This is a genomic window from Pannus brasiliensis CCIBt3594 (genome assembly GCF_036688125.1).
GTDB lineage: Bacteria > Cyanobacteriota > Cyanobacteriia > Cyanobacteriales > Microcystaceae > Pannus > Pannus brasiliensis.
Map to the genome: position 1 here is coordinate 31,785 of NZ_JBAFSM010000024.1, position 21,970 is coordinate 53,754.

Sequence of the window (21,970 nt, forward strand, 5' to 3'; positions counted from 1 at the left end):
TGATTGACTCCTAACACGATCTCTTATTGATTCCGACAGAGTAATTCCATAATAGTGGCTCGATCGTGGCCTTCTTCTAGCCAGGCGTTCACCGGTTTCAGGCGATCGGCGAGACCGACCACGAAATAATTCGCGTCCGCGCCGAGGGATTCGCAGGAGGTTTGCACGCAATGCAGGGTCATCCCCGTCAGCCGCGAGAAGAAACCGCTAAAAATTCCCGCCTCTAGGTGTCCCATCATCTGTTTACCCTTGGGAGCGGCTTCGATGAAGGGAGAATTCACGTTTTTCAAGAGGAGGAAACCCTGTTGATAGTATTTGAGATCGATGTCCAGGGTTCCCCATCCGTGGGTTTTCCAGCACTCTTTGAGCGATTGGAGAAACTCGATCATCTCCATGCGCGCCAGGGGTTGACCGTAGTAGTTTTCCAGTTCCTCGGCGAAACGACGGTAGAGATTTTTTCCCCACCATTGCCCGCAACCGAAAAGGACGATACCGGCGGAGGGGCCGAGTTCTTCTTCGAGTCCGATAAACAGTCCTTGGAGGAGGGTTTCGGGAAGGGCTAACAGACGCGAACCGCCCCGGTTTTCCAACAGTCCGAACTCGACATCCGATCGCACGTAAGCGTCGGGAGAAAAGTAATTCCCTTTTATCGGTTTATCCTGCAATAAGCTCGTTAGATCGATCATCGCCTTTCTCCTACAGAACTGCCGAGATTGAAGTGGATTGGCTGAATAGCGTGGTTTTCGCCTGTTCGAGGAACGGTTTGACGAGACTCATGCCCTCGGGGGAAATCACTTGACCGGCCGCGTTCGTATAATACTCGTCCAAACACCGGATGATCTGTTCGAGGCGGTACACTTTGACGATATCGGTCAGCCATTCGAGTAAACGGTGCTGTAAATACTCGGGATTATTTAACAGCATGGCCATGGCGCAGTAGCGCGTGACCGAGATCCAGTATTTCAGGGCGCGTTCGAGAAGTTTGGGGTTCTCGTCGGGAAATTCCGCCTCTAGACGGGTGACTACCGCTTGAAAAATGGTCGCTTCCTCGTCCCGGAGTGTCTCGTAGGTGGCTAATCTCTGCCGGAGGGAGTGGACGGTCTGCCGAAAATCTTGAATTTCCGCCTTGTTTAAAAATTGATTCTCGGCGCGTTGCCAGAAGTTTTCTAGATCGGTGTGCATAGAACTCTCGCGTACTTAAAATAAATTGGACAGATCGGTGGCGTTGAAGTCGTGTTCTTCGCGCTTCGGGGGTTGGACGGACGGGGAACGGGGCGCGGTCGGGGCGGGGAGGCTTCCGGGTTCCCCGCGCCAGGGCAGGGAGCGGAAATAATCTTCAACCGTCCAGGTGAGAACGGGCGCGTCGAGAACGGGAACCGGTCGGGGTTCGATCGATTTGCGTCCGGACCAGTTCGCGCGATCGAGAAATTCGGCCAGGTTGAATTCTAACCAGTTGGTCGGTTCTCGCTCTTTCCGTTCGGGTTCCGCTAATTTCGGCGGGCGACCGGACCAGTTAAAATCCTGCCAGAACCGTCCCACCGTCACGTCCGCGAGATCGCCGGTGGTCATCATGCCAGAACCTCCCCGTTAATCAAGCGTTTCTCGATATCTTTGGCGGTCGCGCCCTCGTTGTGCCAGAAGGTCGCCGCGTCGATCCGATCCTGCTTGCCGAGGAGGAATTTACAGTAGGTTTCCCCCATCGAGTAGCATTGAATCTCGATACAGTTCAGGGGTTTTTTGACTAAACTGCTGAAGAAGCCGGCGAGCAGTCCCGCGTAGATATGACAGACGGGTTTGCCCACGTCCCCGAGAGTACGGGCGACCGCGGAATCGTAAATGTTCACGAACATGAAACCGTTTTTCTGTTCGCTCATATCCACGTCCCAGTTTCCCCAGCCCTGCGAGGTGAAGGGCCACCACCAGGCCTCTAGGACGTAGGCGAGGTTAAGTTTGTGGAGTTCTTGTTTGTACTCGTACTCTTGATAGAACCAATGCCGGAAGAAATCCGCGTCTTTCAAGCCCCACTGTTTGCCGATCTGGTACATGACAACCCCGGAAGCGGAACCGACCTCCGCTTCTAATCCCTCGATCAGCCCGATGATAAAATCTTCGCTGGTCAGGACGTTCCGGCACTCGTTCCAATCGACGATCGAGCCGTGGCGGGTATCGAAGGCAAAGAAATCCTCTATACAGTAATGATGGTGTTTCTTGGGATATTGTTGTTTGAGGAGGTGTTCCCGTCTCGGAAAGGGTCTAGAGTCTTGAGAGGTCAACTGATCGGGGGTGAAAACCATTGTTTATACATCCTTTGATCGTTTGTCTTTACGGATTATTTTAAAAAGACCGCCCCGACCCAAGTGATGTTGAGATTACGGAAAAATTAAAATTATAACAAAACTTCACCTCTGTCTTCCGTGTATTTAACCAGAAGCGATTCTATCGACAGCGGCATTCGGTACATTTCGGGGGATGATCCCTTCATCGTTCTTAATAATTCGATCGCTTTCGTATCCCGACCAAAGTGGCGAGCGTCGGTTACAAACTAGGATTCTAAGATTCTATCAGTAAACCCCGTCCCGATCGGTGATCTCGATCACGAGAGGGACGGAAAAGTTATCGATGATTGTCGAGACGGTGATTGTCGAGACGGTTCAAGGATTCGATCTCTTTCTGTAATTCCTGAAGCTGGCCGGCGCGTCGGTCTAGAATCTCTTTCTCCCGTTTAAGGGCGGTTTCTAACTCTTGCAGTTGTTCGCGACGGGTCTCGATCTCCAGACTCCTACGGGTGAGTTCGAGACTGCCGACGGCGATTTCCTGTCGCCACTGTTCGATTCTCCGTTCCTCGCGAGCGACGAATTCGGGGGTGAGCGCGTCCGGGTCGAGATATTTCTCGATGATCTCTAAAATCCAGTCGATCGCCTCCCGGATCGCGCCGATATGGCCGTTATTTTCGAGATCGATCGAGACCAGAACCCCGTGCGCGTGGGGGAGATCCCGATCGAGCGCGAGGATCGAGGGTTCCCCGACACACCAAGTACCGTCCTCTTGTTGGCGCGCCAACAATTCTAGTCTCGCGGGTTCGGAATGCGGCTCTCGATTCACTCGCGCTAGGTATCGCATCACTATTGCAGGCGTTTCAAACGTTCTTGGAGGATATGGGCTTGTTTTACGGCTTCCTCTAGCGCGGCTCGCGTTTTTTCGATTAACGCGGCCGGCGCCTTCTCGACGAAGCTGGGATTGTTCAATCGATCGCCGAGACTCTTGATTTCTCCCTCTACTTTAGCCAAGTTTTTCGTGAGTTTCCCGTGTAATACCGAGATGTCAACCAATCCGGATAAAGGGATCAGGATTTCTACCGTACCGACTACGCCGGCGATCGCCTGACCGATTTCTCCGGCTAGATTATCCGTGAGGGTTAGATTCTCGATCTTGGCGAGATCTTGAAGGTAGGTTCGGCCCAGAGTTAGCGTTTCTAACTCGCGGGGATTATTCGATCGCAAAATCGCGACGATCATCGCCCCCGGTTTGATCCCCGCCTCCGCGCGCAGGTTCCGAAGCACGCGGATCGTCTCGATCAGTAGGTCGAAGGTTTCTTCCAACTCCTCGGAAATTCGCGCGGGATCGGCGACGGGATACGCTTGTAGGGCTAACACCGCGTCGGTTTCCCGCGTGAGATTGTGCCAGATCTCTTCGGTGATGTGGGGCATAAAAGGATGTAGGAGTTTTAAAATACCTTCCAAGACGATCGCGAGGGTTTGTTGTGCCACGATTCGCGAAGAAGATTCCTTATCCCATAACCGCGTTTTCACTAACTCGATATACCAATCGCAGAAATCGCGCCAGATAAACTCGTATAAACCCTTGGCCGCTTCCCCCATCCCGTAGGTTTCCAGATAATCCCGCGTCTGTTGAACGGTGCGATGGAAACGCGACAGAATCCACCGATCCGACAGTTCCAAGGCGTTTACATCCGGTTCGCCCAATTCCGACGGTGTTTTCCCGTCCAGGTTCATCATCACGAAGCGCGACGCGTTCCAGATTTTATTGGCGAAGTTGCGCGAGGCTTCCACCGATTCCGATTCGTCGGTTTTGCGGTTGTACTGGAGACTAATATCCTGTCCGGCGCCGGCCACTTCCCGGATCAGGGTGTAGCGTAAAGCGTCCGTACCGTATTTTTCGATGAGAATCAGGGGATCGATCCCGTTATTAGCGGATTTCGACATTTTTTTGCCGTTTTCATCGCGAACGAGTCCGTGAATATAGACATCGCGGAAGGGCATCTGTCCGGTGAAATAACCCGCCATCATCGTCATCCGGGCAACCCAGAAGAATATAATGTCGAACCCGGTCACGAGGACGGTATTGGGATAGTAGGTTTGTAAATCTAGGGTTTCTTCCGGCCAGCCCATTGTCGAGAACGGCCATAACCCGGAGGAAAACCACGTATCGAGAACATCGGGATCTTGTTCGAGTCGGATTGTTTCCCCGTATTTCTGCCTGGCTTTTTCTAGGGCTTGGCTTTCATCGAGCGCGACAATATAGGGCGTGTTCTCGGTAATCTCTCCCCCGGTCTCGCTGACGACGTACCACGCGGGTATCTGGTGTCCCCACCACAATTGTCGGGAAATACACCAGTCTCTGAGTTTTACCAACCAATCGCGGTAGACTTTCGCCCAACGTTCGGGAACGAAGCGGGGGGAGGTTTCTTCGTCGAGACAGGTGAGGGCTTTGGTGGCGAGGGGTTCGATTTTCACGAACCACTGGGTGGAGAGAAGGGGTTCGACGGGGACTTTCCCCCGATCGCTGTAGGGTACACTGTGACGATAGGGTTCGATTTTAACGAGAAATCCTAATTCTTCCAGTTTTTTGACGACATTTTTCCGCGCCACGAAGCGATCCTGACCGGCGAACTCTCCCGCGTTCTCGTTTAAACTACCGTCCAGATTCATGATATTGATAAAGGGCAGATCGTGGCGTTTGCCCATCTCGAAATCGTTGGGATCGTGTGCCGGCGTGACTTTGACGCATCCGGTTCCGAATTCGGGATCGACCAGTTCATCGGCGATAATCGGGATTTCCCGCCCCATTATCGGTAAAGTGAGCGTTTTGCCGATAAAGTGTTTGTAGCGATCGTCGTTCGGGTTGACAGCCACCGCGGTATCGCCTAGCATCGTTTCCGGTCGCGTGGTGGCCACTTCCAGATAGCCGCTACCGTCACCGAGGGGATAGCGGAAATGCCACAAATTGCCGTCTACCTCTTTATTTTCCACTTCCAGATCGGAAACCGCGGAACGGGACTCCGGACACCAGTTGACTAGGTATTTACCCCGATAGATCAGTCCGTCCTCGTACAGCTTCACGAAAGCGACCCGAACCGCGTGGGATAACCCCTCGTCCATCGTGAACCGTTCCCGCGTCCAGTCTACGGAAACACCCAAGCGACGCAGTTGGTTGACGATCGTACTGCCGGACTCTTCTTTCCATTTCCAGGCTCGATCGAGAAATTTCTCGCGTCCGAATTCGTATCGGTTGGTTTTCTCGGCTTTTAGCTGTCGATCGAGGATGGCCTGTACCGCTATACTCGCGTGGTCGGTTCCGGGTAGCCAGAGGGTATTTTTCCCCGTCATGCGATGGTACCGGATCAGGGTATCGATCAGGGCGCTCTCGAACGCGTGACCCATGTGGAGGCTTCCGGTCACGTTCGGCGGGGGGATCACGATACAATAGGTTTCTCCCCCTTTTTCGGGATCGGCTTTAAATACGTGCTGTTTTTCCCAGTATTCCTGCCATTTCGCTTCCGTGGTCTTGGGATCGTATTGGGTGGGTATGTCCGAGGTCATGATGTCAGGATCTTCCGTTTCGTGGTTCTTTACAAATTGTGCCACAGCCACGGACGCGGGGTTTAGGGAAGGCCGGACGTTTCCCGAGCGATCGTTTTTCTCTCTCGCTCGGCGGAAAAGTTAGAATTAAAATTCACGATCGGAATAAGAGGTCTTGGGTCGAGACCAGACCCGTAATCTAGGAGATCGGACAAGAAAAACACGCGTGAAACCGTGATGAGGCTCGATGTTTCTAGTTAGTTTCCCGATATAAATCGCTCCGTTTTCTTCTCGTCACTGTACGTCAATTCGTTACGGGTTCGCGCGGAAGTTCACGATTCGATCCCCGCTCGATCGATCGTCCTGGGAGAGCGATCGAACCGCCCCGAAAACGGTACGATCGAGACTTATCCCGCGGGGCTTCTGGCAGTTTTGTCCGCTCTACGAAACGCGCGCTACAATAACGGGATAAACCGCGACCGGGAAGGGGAGAAGTTAGATCATGCGATTGCTACGGGTTCGAGTGCCGGATTTTCGATCGCTCAAAAATATCGATATTAGTTTCGAGAAGGATTTTTCCCCGAGTATCTTTGCCGTCAGCGGTCAAAATCCGGGCGCGAACAGCGCGTTATTACAAACGATTTTTATTTTACTGTACTGTTCGCACGATCCGGAGAGAGCGGAATTCATTCAAAAATTACTCGATTCCTTCGAGTTTGAAGCGGACGAGAAAACCCTAGCGATTTTTGATATTTGGGATGGAAAAAAAACCGTTACCTTAGAGTTTTCCGCCTGTAAATATAGCGTTTTGACCAGAAACCTAAAGCTCGATCGATTGACGGACAAGCAGATCAAAGCGCTTCTAGATCCTCACTGGCCGTCTACCGTGGAAAAGATGGCGTTAGAAAAAAGAATCCAGTTATTGAACGCCGATCTCCTCGTTTTAGAGCGGATTGAAAAACGCGCGAGAAACCTCGTCCGAATCAGCGATCGGGACGCGAGAGAACGAATCATCGGACAGGAGATAAAAGCCTGCAATCGGCTTTTCTCTCGAAAAAATCAATGGATCAGCTTCCCCGATGATCCTTCTTATTTTGAAGAGTTCAAGCGGGATTTTCACGAGGAAATTGTCGCTCTATCTCAAAGAATAGAAGCTATTTTGCGCGATCTACGAACGACTCGAAATCAACATGAATATCGCTGGAAATCGATCACTGAAAATTTTAATCGTAAAAAACAATATTTGATCATCGATTATAAAGAGGTACCGGACAAATATCTGTTGTTCTGTAGCTCGGCCGAGCTAGAGTTTGATCGATTGGAAGATTTCTTACTCGAAATATCGAATCGAATATACTTCGCTTCGCCGTCGTCAAAAATCTTTCTCTTTATCAATAAAGAAACCCGAAAAAATGTCTTTTCCCGAGACTCCGGCGCGAACAACGACGATCAATACGCTTTAGCGTTTAAAAATGCCAAGGCGCATCTACCCCGTTTTTTTACCTACGATTTTTTCCCGCTGGATTTAGCGGACAAACCCTCGCGTTACCCGCATTCCGGGAATCGCGTACACTCGATCGAGATAGAATCCCGTCGAGAGAGTTTACTGGAATTAATCGATGAAATAGACTCTCTCATGAGCTATAAAAAAATGGATTTTCAACGGGATATGCCTCGAATAAACTCGATCTTGAATAATAAATTAAATTGGCAAGAACTCGCCGAATTCGATATAATTTACGGAGAATTAAAAAGATTAAATATTTATTTTTGGTTACAGTATCGTAAGATCGAGAGATCGATCGTGTTAATCGACGACATCGAGAGCGGTTTACCGATAGAGTGGCAGGCTAAAATTATCGAGGATCTACAGAAATGGGAACCGAGTAATCAATATATTTTAGCGACGTACTCCAACGAACTCCGTCAAGCATTACCTCCCGCGCATTCTAAACCGATCGAACCGAAACGCGATCTCGATGATTGGTCGAAACCGACGGAGGAAGCGATCGATTTTTGACCGGGTATTCTCGGGGAAGTGGGTCGATCGTTTTCTAACCGGGAGAGCGATCGGGAAGCCCCGAAAACGGTACGATAGAGACAGACCGCGAGAACGAAAAAAGAGGCGCTTTTCTAGATGATGCGGGGTTTTCAGCCGTTTTGTCCGCTCGCGAACAACCCGCGTTACAATAACGGGAGAAACCGCGACTTGGAAAGAAGGGAGGGTGGGATGATGCGATTGCTACGGGTTCGAGTTCCGGATTTTCGAGCGCTGAAAAATCTCGATATCGCTTTCGAGAGGAAGTTCGTTCCGAATATTTTCTCGATCGACGGTCAAAGCACTAGCGCGAAAAGCACTCTTTTACAAATCATTTTTATCTTGCTTCATTGTTCTGGCGACCCGGGGAAAGCGAAATTTTTCCAAAGATTATTGGAGCATTTCGATTTCGATTCGGAACAAAAAACCGTGGCGATTTTCGAGATTTGGGATGGGACTAAAATCGTCACGCTAGAGTTTTTCGTCCGTAAATATAATTCTTTCCAGCGCTCGATCGATCTCGCGAGGCTGAATAAAAAACAGAGCGAGGCCCTGCAATCCTATCAATGGTTAACGATCGAGGAAAAAGAGGAGTTAGATAAAAAAGTCCAGTTACTGAACGCGGATCTGAAAGCGTTAAACTCGATCGAGGCGCGAGCGAGAGCGATCGCGGGAATTCCCGACCAGACGGAGAGGCAGAAATGGATCGAGCGGGAAATCGAAGTTTGTCAACGATTACACTCCCGGCAAAAACAATGGATCGGTTTTTCCGATCGAGCTTCGTCTTTTATGACTCACCCTGAAGATTTCCATCAAGCGGTCATCGATCTGGCGAAGAGAATACAGGAGATACTATTCGACCTGAGTGTTAGAAAGGATCGCTATGATTACCTCTTAAAAGCCATTGCCGAACAGTTACGACCGAAAAATCAGTATTTGATTACCGATTATTTACAGCATCAAGAGAAGTGTTTGTTGCTCTGTAGCGCCACCTCGATCGAGTTCGATCGGATCGAAGGATTTTTACGGGAACTGTCCGATCGAGTTTACTTCGCTTCCCCCTCGACCAATTTTTTCCTGTTTATCAATCAACCGACTAGAGATAGTGGCTCGGATCTCGGTAGGAATCTTGCGCTAGATTACGAGGAAAAGCTGAAAGAGATTAAAGAGAAAATGCCGAGTTTTTTCACCTATGATTTCTTCACGCTCGATGTCTTAAATAACTATGCTCCATACACGGGCTATCTACCCGATCGAGAGGAAACGGCGGTAGAAACAACTCAAAAGAAATTTTGGAGGTTGATGGAAGAAGTGGAAAAGATGTTCGGGTATCGAAAAAAAATGGTTGAGAAGCGCTTGCCAGAAGCGACATCCCAGCGAGAGGGAAGCGGCAACGATCGAGGCTACGATCCGTCGAATCTAACCTATAGCGAGTTCAAAAGATTGAATATTTATCTATGGTTAAAATATCGGAAAATCGAAAACTCGATCGTGTTGATGGATGACATCGAGGGCGGCTTTCCCACCGATTGGCAAGGTCAACTGATCGGGGATTTACAAGCGTGGGAACCGACCAATCAATATATTTTAACCACCCGTTCCCCCGAGATCCGGCGAGCGCTACCCGCGGCGCATCACAAGACGATCGAGTTCAAAGGGTATTTCAAAGGGCGATTGAAATCGATGGAGAAGATACCGATCGAGGAAACCGATAAAAAATCGACCGATAAAAAGTTGACCGATAAAAAATCGATCGATCGAAAGAAAATCTAGATTTTGATTACCGATCGTCTATTCGCTTCTCCTGTACGGGCGAGCTTGGAAATCCGCCCCCACTGTAACCACCGCGTAATTCTGCAATTCTGCCGGAGGGATTGTCTTCCCGTCCCGGCCGTGCCGGAGAGTTCCCGGAATTCGATCCGCGAGATCGATCGACCGCTCGGAGATCGCCCGAAAACGGTACGATGGGGAAATCACTAGCTTTCGAGGGATGTGAAATATGGGCCGGACGATCGCTTATCTGGGGCCGACGGGAACCTATTCCGAAACGGCGGCCTTAACCTACGCCGAAAGTCTAGAACCGGACACCGGCCGATTGATCCCCTATCCCAGTATCGCCCTCGCCCTGCGATCGCTCGTCAACCGGGAAACCGATCTCGCGGTCGTTCCCGTCGAGAACTCCACCGAGGGAAGTGTCGTCATGACCCTCGACGCTCTCTGGCAGTTGGACGGGTTACAGATCCAACAGGAACTGGTCATGCCCATCGTCAACGCGTTACTATCGCGGGGAACCTCTCTCCCGGAAATTACCGAGATCTATTCCCATCCCCAACCCCTCGGCCAGTGCCAGAAATGGCTAGAAACCCATCTACCCAACGCCACGCTGATCCCCACCAACTCCACCACCGAAGCCATCCAACGCGTCGAAAACCGACCGACCGCGGGCGCGATCGCCTCCCACCGGGCCTCGCAACTGTACAACGTTCCCATCCTCGTCGAACCGATCAACGATTACGCCAATAACTGTACCCGTTTCTGGGTGATGGGATGGACTCCCAGCACCGAGGGAAATCGACTCTCCCTCGCCTTTCAAATTAAAGATATGCCCGGCGCGTTGATGAAACCCCTAGAAGTGTTCGCCCAACGACAGTTAAACCTATCGCGCATCGAATCGCGACCGACGAAACGATCGCTCGGAGAGTACGTTTTCTTTATCGACGTGGAAATCGAACCGGAACAAAAACCCCTCGCCGCGTCCGCGTTAGCCGAACTCGCCGAATATACCGACGAACTCAAGGTTTTTGGCTATTATCCGGTCGCGTGATCGTCCCGGAACGCGAGCCGACTCCCGATCGGATCTGCCACAATCGATCGGATCTGCCACAATGAATACAGGGTAACTAGACACAACGAAACTATGCACAGAAAATCTCCCCTCACCGTAGGACGCGGACAATCGAAACATCAGGGTCGTCAAAGAGCGCTGAAAGGCATCGTTTCCGGGTGGATGATCCTGCAAACCGTTTTCACCATCGCTCCCGCCTGGAGTCAAAAAGCGAAAAATACCCTCACCTACGGCGAATTGTTGGAGAAAATCGACAACGGGCAGGTAAAACGGGTCGAGATCGATCCCTCCCTCCAACAGGCCAAAGTTACCCTCGTGGGGCAAACGGAAAAAGACCCGACCCTGAAAGTCACTCTCCTCGAACAGAATCCCGAATTAATCTCCCGACTCGACGCGAAAAAAGTCGAGTACGGTATTCTCCCCAGCACCGATCACTCGACCCTCGTGAGCGTTTTAACCAATCTCCTCGTAGTAATTCTCCTGCTCGGTTTAGTAGTATTTATTATCCGTCGTTCCGCGAACGCGTCCGGCCAGGCCATGAACTTCGGCAAATCCCGCGCGCGTTTCCAAATGGAGGCGAAAACGGGCATTCAATTTAATGATGTGGCGGGAGTCGATGAAGCGAAGGAAGAACTGCAAGAAGTCGTCGTCTTTCTCAAACAACCGGAGAAATTCACCGCCATCGGCGCGAAAATTCCCAAGGGCGTTTTATTAATCGGGCCGCCGGGGACGGGAAAAACCCTCCTGGCTAAAGCGATCGCCGGGGAAGCCGGGGTTCCTTTTTTCAGTATCTCGGGGTCGGAATTCGTCGAGATGTTCGTCGGGGTCGGCGCGTCGCGGGTGCGGGATCTGTTTAAAAAAGCCAAGGAAAACGCGCCCTGCTTGATCTTTATCGACGAGATCGACGCGGTAGGCCGTCAGCGCGGGGTCGGTTACGGGGGCGGTAACGACGAGCGCGAGCAAACCCTCAACCAGTTATTAACAGAAATGGACGGTTTCGAGGGGAATACGGGAATAATCGTCATCGCCGCCACCAACCGCCCCGACGTGTTAGATACCGCCCTCCTGCGTCCCGGACGGTTCGATCGCCAGGTGGTGGTCGATTACCCCGATTTGAAAGGCCGCCTCGGAATCCTGGAAGTACACGCGAAAAACAAGAAAATCGCGCCGGATGTGTCTCTAGAAGCGATCGCCCGCCGCACCCCCGGCTTTACCGGCGCGGATCTGGCTAACACGCTCAACGAGGCCGCGATTTTTACCGCGCGACGGCGCAAAGAAGCGATCACGATGGTGGAAATCAACGACGCGATCGATCGTATCGTCGCCGGGATGGAAGGCCGCGCGTTAGTCGATAGTAAGGCCAAACGCCTGATCGCCTATCACGAGGTCGGTCACGCCATCGTCGGCACCCTCTGCCCCGGCCACGATAAAGTCGAGAAAGTCACCCTCATCCCGCGCGGACAAGCGCAGGGGTTAACCTGGTTCACTCCCGACGAGGAACAGGGGCTAGTTAGTCGCTCTCAACTATTAGCCCGGATTACCGGCTTACTGGGGGGACGCGTGGCGGAAGAATGTATCTTCGGCGAGGACGAGGTGACGACCGGCGCGGGCAACGATATCGAGAAAATCACCTATTTAGCCCGTCAGATGGTCACTCGCCTGGGAATGTCGGAACTCGGCCCCGTCGCGCTCGAAGAAGAGCGCGATTCCTACCTCGGCGGCGGATTCGCGGGCAATTCGGAACTGTCGCTAGAAATGATGGCGAAGATCGACGCGCAAGTTCGTTCACTTGTCAAGCAATGTCACGATCTGGCCACGAAAATCGTCCGGGAAAATCGCGTGGCGGTCGATCGACTGGTAGATATCCTCATCGAACAGGAAACGATCGACGGCGATCGCTTCCGGCAATTACTGGAGGAATTCCGCCAAACCAGCGAGAAAACCGTAACCACGACGGTTTAAAAATCTCCATTCCCGTCGATCGTTATTTCCCGATAGCGATCGACGTTCTTTCTCCGGATGATTTCTAGACAGGAAATTGTGAATTTAGAGGGAGGTTTTATGACCGCGCGAATCGATTCTCCCCCGCGAACGCTCTACGAACAGGATTACGCTCTCTGGTTAAAAACCACCGTGGAACAATTGCGTTCCGGTCGGTTAGCGGAACTAGATATCGAAAACTTGATCGAGGAATTAGAGGGAATGTCTAGGAGCGATAAACGGAGTCTCGAAAGTTTATTAATCCGACTTCTAGAACATCTTCTAAAATTAGCTTACTGGGAATCGGAACGCGAGCGAAACGGTAATCACTGGAGCGCGGAAATCACCAATTTTCGCTATCAAATCTCGAAGTTACTAGCGGATAGTCCTAGCTTAAAACCTTATCTAGAGCAGATTTTCGAGGAAGCTCACGCGGTAGCCCGACGCAGTGTTTCCCGATCGATGAAAGTAAACATCGACACGTTACCGGAAAATCCGATCGCTCCGATCGAACAGATCCTCGATGATAATTGGCTCCCCGTCGAGAAGGAATTGTAAACTAAAAAGGAGTCGGAACGTGGAGATGGATTTTCTCTCTCGAAACCGGGTGACGGAACGCGAGATCGCGCGCGTGGAGATACAATCGATCGCCCTCCTTTCCCCCGTACAATCGATCGCCCAGAATCGGCACTTTTAATCCCCGTTGACAGTGAACGCGGATTTGATGGGTTCTTCCCGTCAGCGGCAGAAACTCCCCGCGCGAATCGCCAATCACTCGAAATTTCGTGATACTCGGCTTTCCCCGTTCCGTATCGACGATCTGATAGGGACGACGATCGAGATCGGGACGCAGGGGCAGATCGATCGATCCCTCTTTTTTCGTTATATTGTCCGACAATAAGGCTTCATAGACTTTATATACCTCTCTATTTTCAAATTGACGGGATAGTTCCCGATAACTTTCTCTATCTTTCGCCAATAATAAAATACCCGACGTTTCTCGATCGAGTCGATGGACGGCTATTGCGTCTTTTCCCCGCGCGCGGAGACGGGTAATCACCGAGTCTCCCGTTTCCCGATAGCGTCCTGGGACGGAAAGCAGATCGATCGGCTTATTAACCGCCAGAATCGATTCGTCCTCGTAAATAATCTCCAAAGATGGCTGTAATCCCGACAATAAAAAGCCCATCAAAGGCTGACACCGCTCGACACAAGCCCCGTAAAACTCCCCCGCGACTTTATCCCGATTAGAATTCCCCCACCAGAATTCCGCCATCGCGACCGGAATAAATCCCTGAATAGCGGCATAATGAAGCAATTTCGGCGCGCAACATTCCCCCGTTCCCGTGGGGAGTAAATTATCGCCCATTAGCAGTTGTAGGGAGAGAGAATCGCCGGCGAAATTGGTGAGACAGTACGATCGATATAACAATTCCTGTAACTGTTTCGAGAGGTTTTTCCGTTGTTGTTTTAACTCCCGTATCCGTCGATCGCTTTCCGCGATCCGTTCCCGTAATGGTTGCAAAACCCGATCGCGTTCGCGTTTGAGATTCCGGCGATCGATTCCCTCCCGACGGCTGATCTCGTTCAATTTTTCCAATTCTTCCGCGCTTAACTTGCCCGTTTCCCTTCTTTCCTGCCGTTCCCGTTTATTCTCTCGATGGAGATCGGTGAGGGATTGTAACCGTCGATCGAAATCCGCTTCTAACTCCCGATAGGAGGTTCGATCGGGAATCGCCTGTAACCGTATTATTTCGCTCTTTAAAGCATCCAAACGAGCTAAAACCTCATTTTCATCCCAAACCAGCTTTTCCCGCCCCGGTATCGGCGGAACCCATCCCGTGACTTCCTGCCGTCCGTCGAGAAGTCCGGAGAAAGCTTTCAGATAACCCGTTTCCCCCGCGGGAGTTTTCACCAACAAAACCCCGTACATTTTCCCCTCGCGTTCGCCCGGAAGTTCCGCCATTAAACCGCGCGCGATTTTCTCCGCGAAACGGGTACGGGGTAAGGTGATTAACTCTCCCGTCCGCGGACAGATTCCCTCGTACTGATACGTTACCCGATCATCCTCGGATTCGAGGATAAAATGTTCGATCGAGTGAAAAGTCTCCCTCACCTCCTGCCTCCTATCACTCTGTTCCCATACTCAAGCATCTCAACGGGATTTCTCGATACAATATCAACACGGAAGGTTAAGCGCGAGCGTTTCGATTTCTGTAGTTCCTTTCCTTAACTCCCGCCAATCCCATGAACGAAGAACGTCTACAATCCTATCTCACCCTCACCCAACAACTCCTTAACTTTACCACCGAGGAAGAATTGAGCGCGACCCTCGATAAAAATCGGGACTTACTAGACGCGGGATTTCTCGACTTTCTCAACCAACACGCGACCCTTCTAGCCGAACAGGGAGAGGAAGAAACCGCGTGCGGGGTAACGAACCTAGCGGAAAGATTAGCGGGGGCATCGGGAATGACAGAAAGCGAACTAGATCTACAGGGCTATCTCGATTTTTTGGAAACAGTATTACAAGCAGAATACGAAAGTAACGAGCCGAACGCGATCTACCCGATCCTAGAAAAGAATCTCGATAAACTGAATCTAACTTTTGCGGAACTTCTACAGAAATGGGCGAGAAAGGTTTTTGCGAACAGTAGCCAAGAAGAAACCGAAACTATCGCTGGGGTAATCGGAAATTTCTGTATCGATATTCAAGAATTTCCCCTCGGCAATCGTTCCTACAACCGAGAAATTGCCATCGCGGGCTATGAGGTGGTATTAGAAATCTACACCCGCGAGGCATTCCCCGTCGAACACGCGATGACCCTCTATAACCTTGCCCTCGTTTATATTGACCGCATCCAGGGAGATCGAGCGGAAAATCTAGAAAAAGTGATCGAACTCTACACCGAAGCGCTAAAAATTCGCACCCGCGAGGCATTCCCCATCGAACACGCGCGAACCCTCAATAACCTCGCCAACGCTTACAAGAACCGCCTCCGGGAAGATCGCGCCGAGAATCTCGAAAAAGCGATTACCGATTATCGATCGGCGTTAGCAGTTTTCACCTATGAATCTTTCCCTTATCAATGGGGAAGTACAACCTATAATCTAGGAGTCGCTCTTAACGAGAGATTCGATCGATTAGGCGAGAGAGAAGACTTAGAAGAAGCGATCGATGCTTTCGAGAAGATTATGAAATTTTATGAAAAACATCCCGATGAGAAATTCAATCTCGCTCGAACTCGCTCCGCTCTAGGACACGCTCTCTTTCAACAGGGAAACTATACACGAGCGATCGAAATATTAGAACGAGCGCGTCTGGAATGGCAAGACCTGAAAGATATCGCGAATCTAGCGGCCACTCTATTCGATCTCGGTAGACTCTATCACTTACAGGGATTTCTAGAACAAGCGCGGCTCTACTATAAAGATTCCTCGCGCCTGTTCCGTCGAACGGGCGATAAAACGAAAGAATTTGCTATCATGGTCGCGTTAGGGAACTTGTCCATGCAAACCGGTCGGATTTCCGATGCCGAAAACTATTTAACCCGAGCCAAACAATACTACGAAGAGGAAAAGAATGTCGTTCGGTTACAAGAAATCCAGAAACTATTAGATTTCATCCCTAAAGACTATGCAGGATTTACAAAAATATAAAAACACCCTCCGAACCTGGGGACTAAGCGACAATCCTTTTCGCGCGGTTCCTCCCGATACCGCGGAAGATCTAGAGAAAATTTTTTACGGGCGCGCCAAAGAAGTTGAAATCGCTCTACCTACGCTGTACGAGGGGCGTAATATTTTAATTCGGGGAGCATGGGGAATCGGCAAAACCTCCTTGATCCAACATTTACTATATCAGCTACAAAAACAGGTCGCGACCCTAGACGAACCGATGGCGGTTCTATATCTGAGCGGGATTCCTGGCGATAGTGCCAATGATTTTTATCGCGCCCTGGCGTTAATGCTGGCGGATAGTTTATCGGAAGTGGATGAGCAGGCAAAAAATATCGCCGATACCCTGCGAGGATTTTCGATCCAACGTCCGAAACAAACCATCGAAGGTAGGGTAAGTTTTTTCGGTTTCACGTTAGGAACCAGAGTAGAAAAGCCCTCCTCCGAACGCACCCCGATGGCGAATGCCGATCCGTACACCCTCTTAATTCCCCTGTTACATCAAGCGGAAGAACATTACTCGCGTTTAGTGATAGCGATCGACGATCTAGACAAGAAAAACCCCACGACCGTCCAAGACATTTTAGAAAAAAGTCTCGATTTATTTCGGATGGGTAAAAAGCGTTCTTTCGTGATGACGGGGCGAAGTTTTACCACCTTACAAGAAACCTCGATTAAAGCGTTAGGAATTTTTTCCGAAGATTTCAATCTAGCGGCCATGAGTGCCGAGGAACTCCATCATATTGTTATTCGCTATCTAAACTCGGTTCGAGAAAATCCCCGCGACTCGGTTTATCCTTTTACCGAAGAAGTTATCGAGAGAATTATCGAATATTCTAGAGGGATTCCGCGACAACTCAATACGATCTGTGAAAAGATCCTACGTCAAGCGGCCATGAAGGGAGCCACCGAAATTAATAACGAAATTTTTAGCCTTTTATGGACGGACTTACAACAACAATTCACGGCGGAACTCGATCCCCATATTCGCCGTTTACTGTACGAAGCTTATCAAGCGGAAGGAATTCACGAGGACATCGAAGATAGTGTTCTCGCCCGTCTAGGAGTTTCTACCTTTATCGAACTCCTACCCACCCTAAAAAATTTAGAAGAACAAGGAAGTTTAATCCGTCAGGATACCGCTAAAGGTACTCGCTTTCTCCCCTCAGAATTGTTCAAACCAGAAACCCTAGATCCCGGTTTTTCAACCCCGTAGGGTGGATTAGCGAAGCGTAATCCACCGCCCCTCTTTATCATAAACAACAAAAAATGTCAAGCAAAATTCACGGCGATAATCTCTCCCGTTTCCAGGTTCCATCTTCCTGGCGGGAATAAGAGAGTCGATCGTGTAAACGGCTCGGTCTGCCCTGCCAGAACTCGATCGAATCCGGCAGAACCCGAAAACCGCCCCAGTGGGGAGGACGGGGAACCTCGCGATCTTTATATTCCTCTTTTAACTCTTCTAGGCGTTTTTCTAGCACATCCCGGCTATCCACCACCTCGCTTTGTTCCGATGCCCAGGCACCCAAACGCGACTCCCACGGACGGACGAAGAAATAATTATCCGATTCCCCCTCGCTAATTTTCTCCACCCGTCCCTCGATGCGGATCTGTCGTTCCAGGTTTCCCCACCAGAAAACGAGACAGGCATAGGGAGTCGCCGCTAATTCCCGTCCTTTCGCGCTGTTGTAGTTGGTAAAGAGAACAAAACCGGCGGGATCGAAGTCTTTGAGAAGAACCATCCTCGCGCGGGGTTTCCCGTCCGGGGTAACGGTAGCCAACGTCATCGCGTTCGGTTCGCGGGTTTCCTCGCTGACCGCCCGATCGAACCACTGTTTAAATAAAATGAAAGGATCGGCGGGCGCTGACGATTCTAGCAGTTCTTCCAGCCCGTAGTTCAAACGTAGGTCGGCGATCGATAAATCCATTGTCTCTCTCGAAATGATGTCCAATCCTTCTCGATCCTACAATAGACCCTCTCTAGCGATCGGCCGTCAGCCGTCAGCCTTTTAGCCAACAGCCGCTTACCAAATAACGAATCCTTTTAAATTCACCCCTAAAAAAACTAAAAGCCTTCTCCTGTCTCCTGCCTCCTGTCTCCTGTCTCCTGTCTCCTGTCTCCTGTCTCCTGTCTCCTGTCTCCTGCCTTCTGCCTCCCGCCTTCTGCCTCCTCCTGCCCCCTGCCTCCCGAGATAACCATGACTATCACATCCGCCAGTGAAGCGATCGCCTCTTTATTAGAGATGGCCGAAACCGGAGAGATCGATCCGTGGGATGTTCAAGTAATTGACGTGATCGATCGCTTTCTCGCGGAATTAGGACTCGCGGACGATCTCGACCTCACCCTCGCGCGCGCGAACCTGCCCCGATCGGGCCAGGCTTTTCTATGGGCTTCGATGTTAGTTTTATTTAAAGCCGATACCCTCGAAAGATTCTCGATCGAGGAAGCGGAAGAAATCATCCTAGAGGAAGAACTTCTCGATCTCGACGAGGAATTGCGATCGCTCCCGCGCTATCTCGAAAATCATATCCGCCGACGAACCGCCGCGCCCCCTCCCCGTAAACGTCGCGTCACCCTCGCGGAATTAATCGCCCAACTCGAACAGATCGCCGCCGAGATCGAATCCCTACCCGCGGTTCCCACCCTCAACACCAAACCGCGCCCCCAATCGCGACGGGAAGCCAGAGAGATCATCACCCACCTAGCCCATCAGGAAAATTTAACCGAACTCGCCGAAGAGTTAGATGTTTTTTTAAGCGGAAAATTCGCTATCTTCGGTCATAATAGCCTAGATTTCGAGCGATTATTGCAACTGTGGAAAGAGGAGAAATCCCCGCTCGCTCCTGAATCGGCGGACAAAGAAAAAGTCGCGCTCTTTTGGGCGTTACTTCTCCTCGCCTCCCAATCGAAAGTGGAACTCTTTCAAGCGGATTTCTATCAAGATCTGACGATCTGCCCGATCGGGCGATCGCTTTTGAGCGCCTAAAAAAAGGCCGGTAACGCTCGTTACGAAGCCCCCCCGATCGGGTCCCCGCGGCGCGTGTCCTATGGGTATAACGAGTTTCCGGATTCCGAGCCGATAGTGATACACTAGGCATGACTCATCCACTCTCCGATAGCGATAAGGAAGTAAGCATTCATGAAAGCCATGATTCTGGCGGCCGGAAAAGGAACTCGCGTGCGGCCGATCACCCACACGATTCCCAAACCCCTGATCCCGATCTTGCAGAAGCCGGTGATGGAATTCCTGTTAGAACTGCTCCGTCAGCATGGTTTCGATCAGATCATGGTCAATGTTAGCCATCTCGCCGAAGAGATCGAGAGTTATTTTCGCGACGGGCAGAGATTCGGGGTACAGATCGGCTATTCTTTCGAGGGACGGATCGAGGATGGCGAATTAATCGGCGACGCGATGGGATCGGCGGGCGGATTACGCAGAATTCAGGACTTTAACCCGTTTTTCGACGATACGTTCGTGGTTCTCTGCGGCGACGCGCTCATCGATCTCGATCTAACTTCCGCCGTCCGTTGGCATCGGGAAAAAGGGGCGATCGCTACCGTGATCACCAAAAGTGTCCCCCGAGAAGAGGTATCGAGTTACGGGGTGGTTGTCAGCGACGGGGAAGGACGGATTCAAAGTTTCCAGGAAAAACCCTCGGTAGAAGAAGCGTTAAGTACCTGTATCAACACGGGGATTTATATTTTCGAGCCGGAAATCCTCGATTATATTCCCCCCAATCAAAAATACGACATCGGGGGCGAACTTTTCCCGAAATTGGTCGAGAAAGGCGCGCCTTTCTACGCGCTGAATATGGAATTTGAATGGGTGGATATCGGGAAAGTCCCCGATTACTGGCACGCCATCCGCGGTGTCCTCTCGCGGGAGATTAAAAACGTGGATATCCCCGGCATCGAGGTGAAACCGGGCATCTACACGGGGTTAAACGTGGGCGTGAACTGGGATAAGGTGGACATTACCGGGCCGGTTTATATCGGCGCGATGACGAAAATCGAGGACGGGGCGAAAATTGTCGGCCCCAGCATGATCGGCCCGAACTGTTGGATCTGCGCCGGCGCGACGGTGGATAATAGCGTCATTTTCGAGTATTCGCGTTTGGGGCCGAAGGTGCGTTTGGTCGATAAGTTAGTGTTCGGACGCTACTGCGTGGATAAAACGGGCGCCGCGATCGACGTGGAAGCGGCCGCGCTCGATTGGCTGATCACCGATAGCCGGAAAGTTCTCATCGAGCGGGATAATCCGAAGATCAAGGCGATCGAATCGTTATTCCAGACCGAGAATGTTTGAAGAACCGATCGATATTCTCATTCTCTCCAACGGGCCGGGCGAGATCTCTACATGGGTGCGTCCCGTTGTCAAGTCCTTGCGACAAAAATTAGGAAACGATCGCTCCCTCGTCCGGATCTCGGTGGTTCTCTCCCCCTGCACCCACGCGATGGGCGCGGAAACGGAGGTAGTAAAACGCTATCCGGAGGTCGATCGGGTTCAATCGCCCGATCGCTTTTTTCCTTTTTTGTTATGGGGGAAAACGGCGGAAAATTGGGATTGGCGATCGAAAGGAATCGTTCTCTTCCTCGGGGGCGATCAGTTTTTCACGCTGGTGATCGGTAAACGGTTGGGCTATCGGACGGCGATCTACGCGGAGTGGGAGGCGCGCTGGTATCGGGGGATCGATCGCTTCGGCGTGATGAACGAGCGGGTTTTACAGGCGATCCCGGAGAAATACCGCCATAAATTGAGCGTTATCGGCGATTTAATGGTGGATCTGCCCACCGCGAGCGATCGGGCCGAAACACCGACGATCGCCCTCCTCCCCGGCTCGAAACCGGGGAAACTCGCTCAGGGTGTACCGTTGACGTTATCGATCGCTGAAGAGATCCACGCGCGCGATCCCCGGACGAAATTCCTCATTCCCGTCGCCCCGACGATCGATCTAAAAACGTTAGCCCGCTTCGCCGATCCGGAATGTAATGAAATGATTCCGAAAACGGGCTGGACTAGCGCGAAAATCGTCGAGGGAGAGACTTCCTATTTAGAAACGTCCGGAGGGTTAAAAGTCGAGCTATTTACCGATTTTCCCGCCCATAACCATCTGGCGCGCTGTCATTTCGCGTTAACCACCGTGGGCGCGAATACCGCGGAGTTAGGCGCGTTGGGTATCCCGATGATCGTGTTACTGCCGACGCAACAACTGGACGCGATGCGGACGTGGGACGGTTTGCCCGGACTTCTGGCCAATTTACCGGGGGTGGGATCGACTTTCGCCAAGTTGATTAATGTAGTGATGCTCCGGAAGAATCGTCTGTACGCGTGGCCGAATATCTGGGCCGGGGAAGCGATCGTCCCCGAACTATTAGGACAGTTAACACCGGCGGAGGTGGCGGATCTCGCGCTGTCTTGGTTAGAAAACCCGGAAAAATTAGAGGCGATCCGTCAACGTTTGCGTTCCGTCCGGGGCGAATCCGGCGCGGTGGATAAATTGGCGAGTATCGTCGCGGAATTGGCGCTAGAACGGGAATCGGTTCGATCGTGATCTTGTTAGACCGTCTCGTTACTCGTTAGCCGCGACATCGATTCTATCAACGCCCTT

At 51.3% G+C, this 21,970-nt stretch carries 19 protein-coding genes; 10 read left to right on the forward strand and 9 right to left on the reverse strand.

The window, feature by feature from the left end; genetic code table 11:
- Positions 1-23: 23 nt before the first annotated feature.
- The 6 genes from V0288_RS13530 to V0288_RS13555 form a co-directional block, all read right to left on the reverse strand.
- Positions 24-686, reverse strand: coding sequence for a V4R domain-containing protein (locus tag V0288_RS13530; RefSeq protein WP_332865641.1), 663 nt, complete (start codon positions 684-686; stop codon positions 24-26).
- A 10-nt stretch (positions 687-696) separates the two neighbouring features.
- Positions 697-1,182: a globin family protein gene (locus tag V0288_RS13535; protein WP_332865642.1), complete on the reverse strand. Its 486-nt coding sequence runs from the start codon at positions 1,180-1,182 to the stop codon at positions 697-699.
- A gap of 15 nt (positions 1,183-1,197) precedes the next feature.
- Complete coding sequence (locus tag V0288_RS13540) at positions 1,198-1,572, reverse strand: hypothetical protein (protein ID WP_332865643.1); 375 nt, start codon at positions 1,570-1,572, stop codon at positions 1,198-1,200.
- Positions 1,569-2,294, reverse strand: coding sequence for a V4R domain-containing protein (locus V0288_RS13545; RefSeq protein ID WP_332865644.1), 726 nt, complete (start codon positions 2,292-2,294; stop codon positions 1,569-1,571). Before V0288_RS13545 ends, V0288_RS13540 begins: the two co-directional genes overlap by 4 nt.
- 319 nt (positions 2,295-2,613) lie before the next feature.
- Positions 2,614-3,102 (reverse strand): hypothetical protein, encoded by a 489-nt coding sequence (locus V0288_RS13550; protein ID WP_332865645.1) that lies wholly within the window; start codon positions 3,100-3,102, stop codon positions 2,614-2,616.
- Between the two features lie 20 nt (positions 3,103-3,122).
- Positions 3,123-5,840: a valine--tRNA ligase gene (locus V0288_RS13555; protein ID WP_332865686.1), complete on the reverse strand. Its 2,718-nt coding sequence runs from the start codon at positions 5,838-5,840 to the stop codon at positions 3,123-3,125.
- Between the two features lie 481 nt (positions 5,841-6,321).
- Here V0288_RS13555 and V0288_RS13560 point away from each other — a divergent pair, with 481 nt between their 5' ends.
- The 5 genes from V0288_RS13560 to V0288_RS13580 all read left to right on the forward strand — a co-directional run bounded on the left by V0288_RS13560 (position 6,322) and on the right by V0288_RS13580 (position 13,240).
- Positions 6,322-7,839, forward strand: a complete 1,518-nt coding sequence (locus tag V0288_RS13560; RefSeq protein WP_332865646.1) for a hypothetical protein — start codon at positions 6,322-6,324, stop codon at positions 7,837-7,839.
- 210 nt (positions 7,840-8,049) lie between these two features.
- Entirely contained in the window at positions 8,050-9,630 is a 1,581-nt protein-coding gene (locus V0288_RS13565; RefSeq protein ID WP_332865647.1) for a hypothetical protein, read from the forward strand.
- A 226-nt stretch (positions 9,631-9,856) separates the two neighbouring features.
- A complete protein-coding gene (gene pheA / locus V0288_RS13570; RefSeq protein WP_332865648.1) occupies positions 9,857-10,681 on the forward strand; it encodes a prephenate dehydratase in 825 nt (274 codons plus the stop codon).
- A 93-nt stretch (positions 10,682-10,774) separates the two neighbouring features.
- Positions 10,775-12,664: an ATP-dependent zinc metalloprotease FtsH gene (gene ftsH, locus V0288_RS13575; protein WP_422661975.1), complete on the forward strand. Its 1,890-nt coding sequence runs from the start codon at positions 10,775-10,777 to the stop codon at positions 12,662-12,664.
- 99 nt (positions 12,665-12,763) lie between these two features.
- Positions 12,764-13,240 carry a DUF29 domain-containing protein gene (locus V0288_RS13580; protein WP_332865649.1) on the forward strand — a complete coding sequence of 159 codons (477 nt, stop codon included), beginning with the start codon at positions 12,764-12,766 and terminating at the stop codon, positions 13,238-13,240.
- A 1-nt stretch (position 13,241) separates the two neighbouring features.
- Here the strand turns inward: V0288_RS13580 and V0288_RS13585 are convergent, their stop codons facing one another.
- Positions 13,242-14,798, reverse strand: coding sequence for an RluA family pseudouridine synthase (locus tag V0288_RS13585; RefSeq protein WP_332865650.1), 1,557 nt, complete (start codon positions 14,796-14,798; stop codon positions 13,242-13,244).
- A 131-nt stretch (positions 14,799-14,929) separates the two neighbouring features.
- On the opposite strand from V0288_RS13585, the gene V0288_RS13590 reads away from it, so the two are divergent.
- The gene (locus V0288_RS13590) at positions 14,930-16,342 is read left to right on the forward strand and encodes a tetratricopeptide repeat protein (RefSeq protein WP_332865651.1); all 1,413 of its coding nucleotides are present in this window, start codon (positions 14,930-14,932) and stop codon (positions 16,340-16,342) included.
- A complete protein-coding gene (locus tag V0288_RS13595; RefSeq protein WP_332865652.1) occupies positions 16,320-17,576 on the forward strand; it encodes an ATP-binding protein in 1,257 nt (418 codons plus the stop codon). The genes V0288_RS13590 and V0288_RS13595 overlap by 23 nt, the downstream gene beginning before the upstream one ends.
- 67 nt (positions 17,577-17,643) lie before the next feature.
- Here V0288_RS13595 and pdxH read toward each other — a convergent pair whose 3' ends face one another.
- Together pdxH and V0288_RS13605 are read right to left on the reverse strand one after the other, a co-directional pair.
- A complete protein-coding gene (pdxH, locus tag V0288_RS13600) occupies positions 17,644-18,288 on the reverse strand; it encodes a pyridoxamine 5'-phosphate oxidase (protein WP_332865653.1) in 645 nt (214 codons plus the stop codon).
- Between the two features lie 137 nt (positions 18,289-18,425).
- A complete protein-coding gene (locus V0288_RS13605; protein ID WP_332865654.1) occupies positions 18,426-18,560 on the reverse strand; it encodes a hypothetical protein in 135 nt (44 codons plus the stop codon).
- Here V0288_RS13605 and V0288_RS13610 point away from each other — a divergent pair.
- The 3 genes from V0288_RS13610 to V0288_RS13620 all read left to right on the forward strand — a co-directional run bounded on the left by V0288_RS13610 (position 18,559) and on the right by V0288_RS13620 (position 21,913).
- Positions 18,559-19,347, forward strand: coding sequence for a segregation/condensation protein A (locus V0288_RS13610; protein ID WP_332865655.1), 789 nt, complete (start codon positions 18,559-18,561; stop codon positions 19,345-19,347). The genes V0288_RS13605 and V0288_RS13610 overlap by 2 nt on opposite strands.
- Positions 19,348-19,500: 153 nt before the next feature.
- Positions 19,501-20,667, forward strand: coding sequence for a nucleotidyltransferase family protein (locus tag V0288_RS13615; RefSeq protein WP_332865656.1), 1,167 nt, complete (start codon positions 19,501-19,503; stop codon positions 20,665-20,667).
- On the forward strand, positions 20,660-21,913 hold the full coding sequence (locus V0288_RS13620; protein WP_332865657.1) for a glycosyltransferase family protein: 1,254 nt from the start codon (positions 20,660-20,662) through the stop codon (positions 21,911-21,913). The genes V0288_RS13615 and V0288_RS13620 overlap by 8 nt, the downstream gene beginning before the upstream one ends.
- Positions 21,914-21,970 lie beyond the last annotated feature (57 nt).

Bases quoted from the DNA above. Each gene is read 5' to 3' on its own strand.
- pheA (WP_332865648.1), top strand. From the start codon at position 9,857: ATGGGCCGGACGATCGCTTATCTGGGGCCGACGGGAACCTATTCCGAA.
- pdxH (WP_332865653.1), bottom strand. From the start codon at position 18,288: ATGGATTTATCGATCGCCGACCTACGTTTGAACTACGGGCTGGAAGAA.
- V0288_RS13540 (WP_332865643.1), bottom strand. From the start codon at position 1,572: ATGATGACCACCGGCGATCTCGCGGACGTGACGGTGGGACGGTTCTGG.
- V0288_RS13535 (WP_332865642.1), bottom strand. From the start codon at position 1,182: ATGCACACCGATCTAGAAAACTTCTGGCAACGCGCCGAGAATCAATTT.
- ftsH (WP_422661975.1), top strand. From the start codon at position 10,775: ATGCACAGAAAATCTCCCCTCACCGTAGGACGCGGACAATCGAAACAT.
- V0288_RS13560 (WP_332865646.1), top strand. From the start codon at position 6,322: ATGCGATTGCTACGGGTTCGAGTGCCGGATTTTCGATCGCTCAAAAAT.
- V0288_RS13595 (WP_332865652.1), top strand. From the start codon at position 16,320: ATGCAGGATTTACAAAAATATAAAAACACCCTCCGAACCTGGGGACTA.
- V0288_RS13530 (WP_332865641.1), bottom strand. From the start codon at position 686: ATGATCGATCTAACGAGCTTATTGCAGGATAAACCGATAAAAGGGAAT.
- V0288_RS13555 (WP_332865686.1), bottom strand. From the start codon at position 5,840: ATGACCTCGGACATACCCACCCAATACGATCCCAAGACCACGGAAGCG.
- V0288_RS13620 (WP_332865657.1), top strand. From the start codon at position 20,660: ATGTTTGAAGAACCGATCGATATTCTCATTCTCTCCAACGGGCCGGGC.
- V0288_RS13610 (WP_332865655.1), top strand. From the start codon at position 18,559: ATGACTATCACATCCGCCAGTGAAGCGATCGCCTCTTTATTAGAGATG.
- V0288_RS13605 (WP_332865654.1), bottom strand. From the start codon at position 18,560: ATGGTTATCTCGGGAGGCAGGGGGCAGGAGGAGGCAGAAGGCGGGAGG.
- V0288_RS13565 (WP_332865647.1), top strand. From the start codon at position 8,050: ATGATGCGATTGCTACGGGTTCGAGTTCCGGATTTTCGAGCGCTGAAA.
- V0288_RS13580 (WP_332865649.1), top strand. From the start codon at position 12,764: ATGACCGCGCGAATCGATTCTCCCCCGCGAACGCTCTACGAACAGGAT.
- V0288_RS13590 (WP_332865651.1), top strand. From the start codon at position 14,930: ATGAACGAAGAACGTCTACAATCCTATCTCACCCTCACCCAACAACTC.
- V0288_RS13615 (WP_332865656.1), top strand. From the start codon at position 19,501: ATGAAAGCCATGATTCTGGCGGCCGGAAAAGGAACTCGCGTGCGGCCG.
- V0288_RS13545 (WP_332865644.1), bottom strand. From the start codon at position 2,294: ATGGTTTTCACCCCCGATCAGTTGACCTCTCAAGACTCTAGACCCTTT.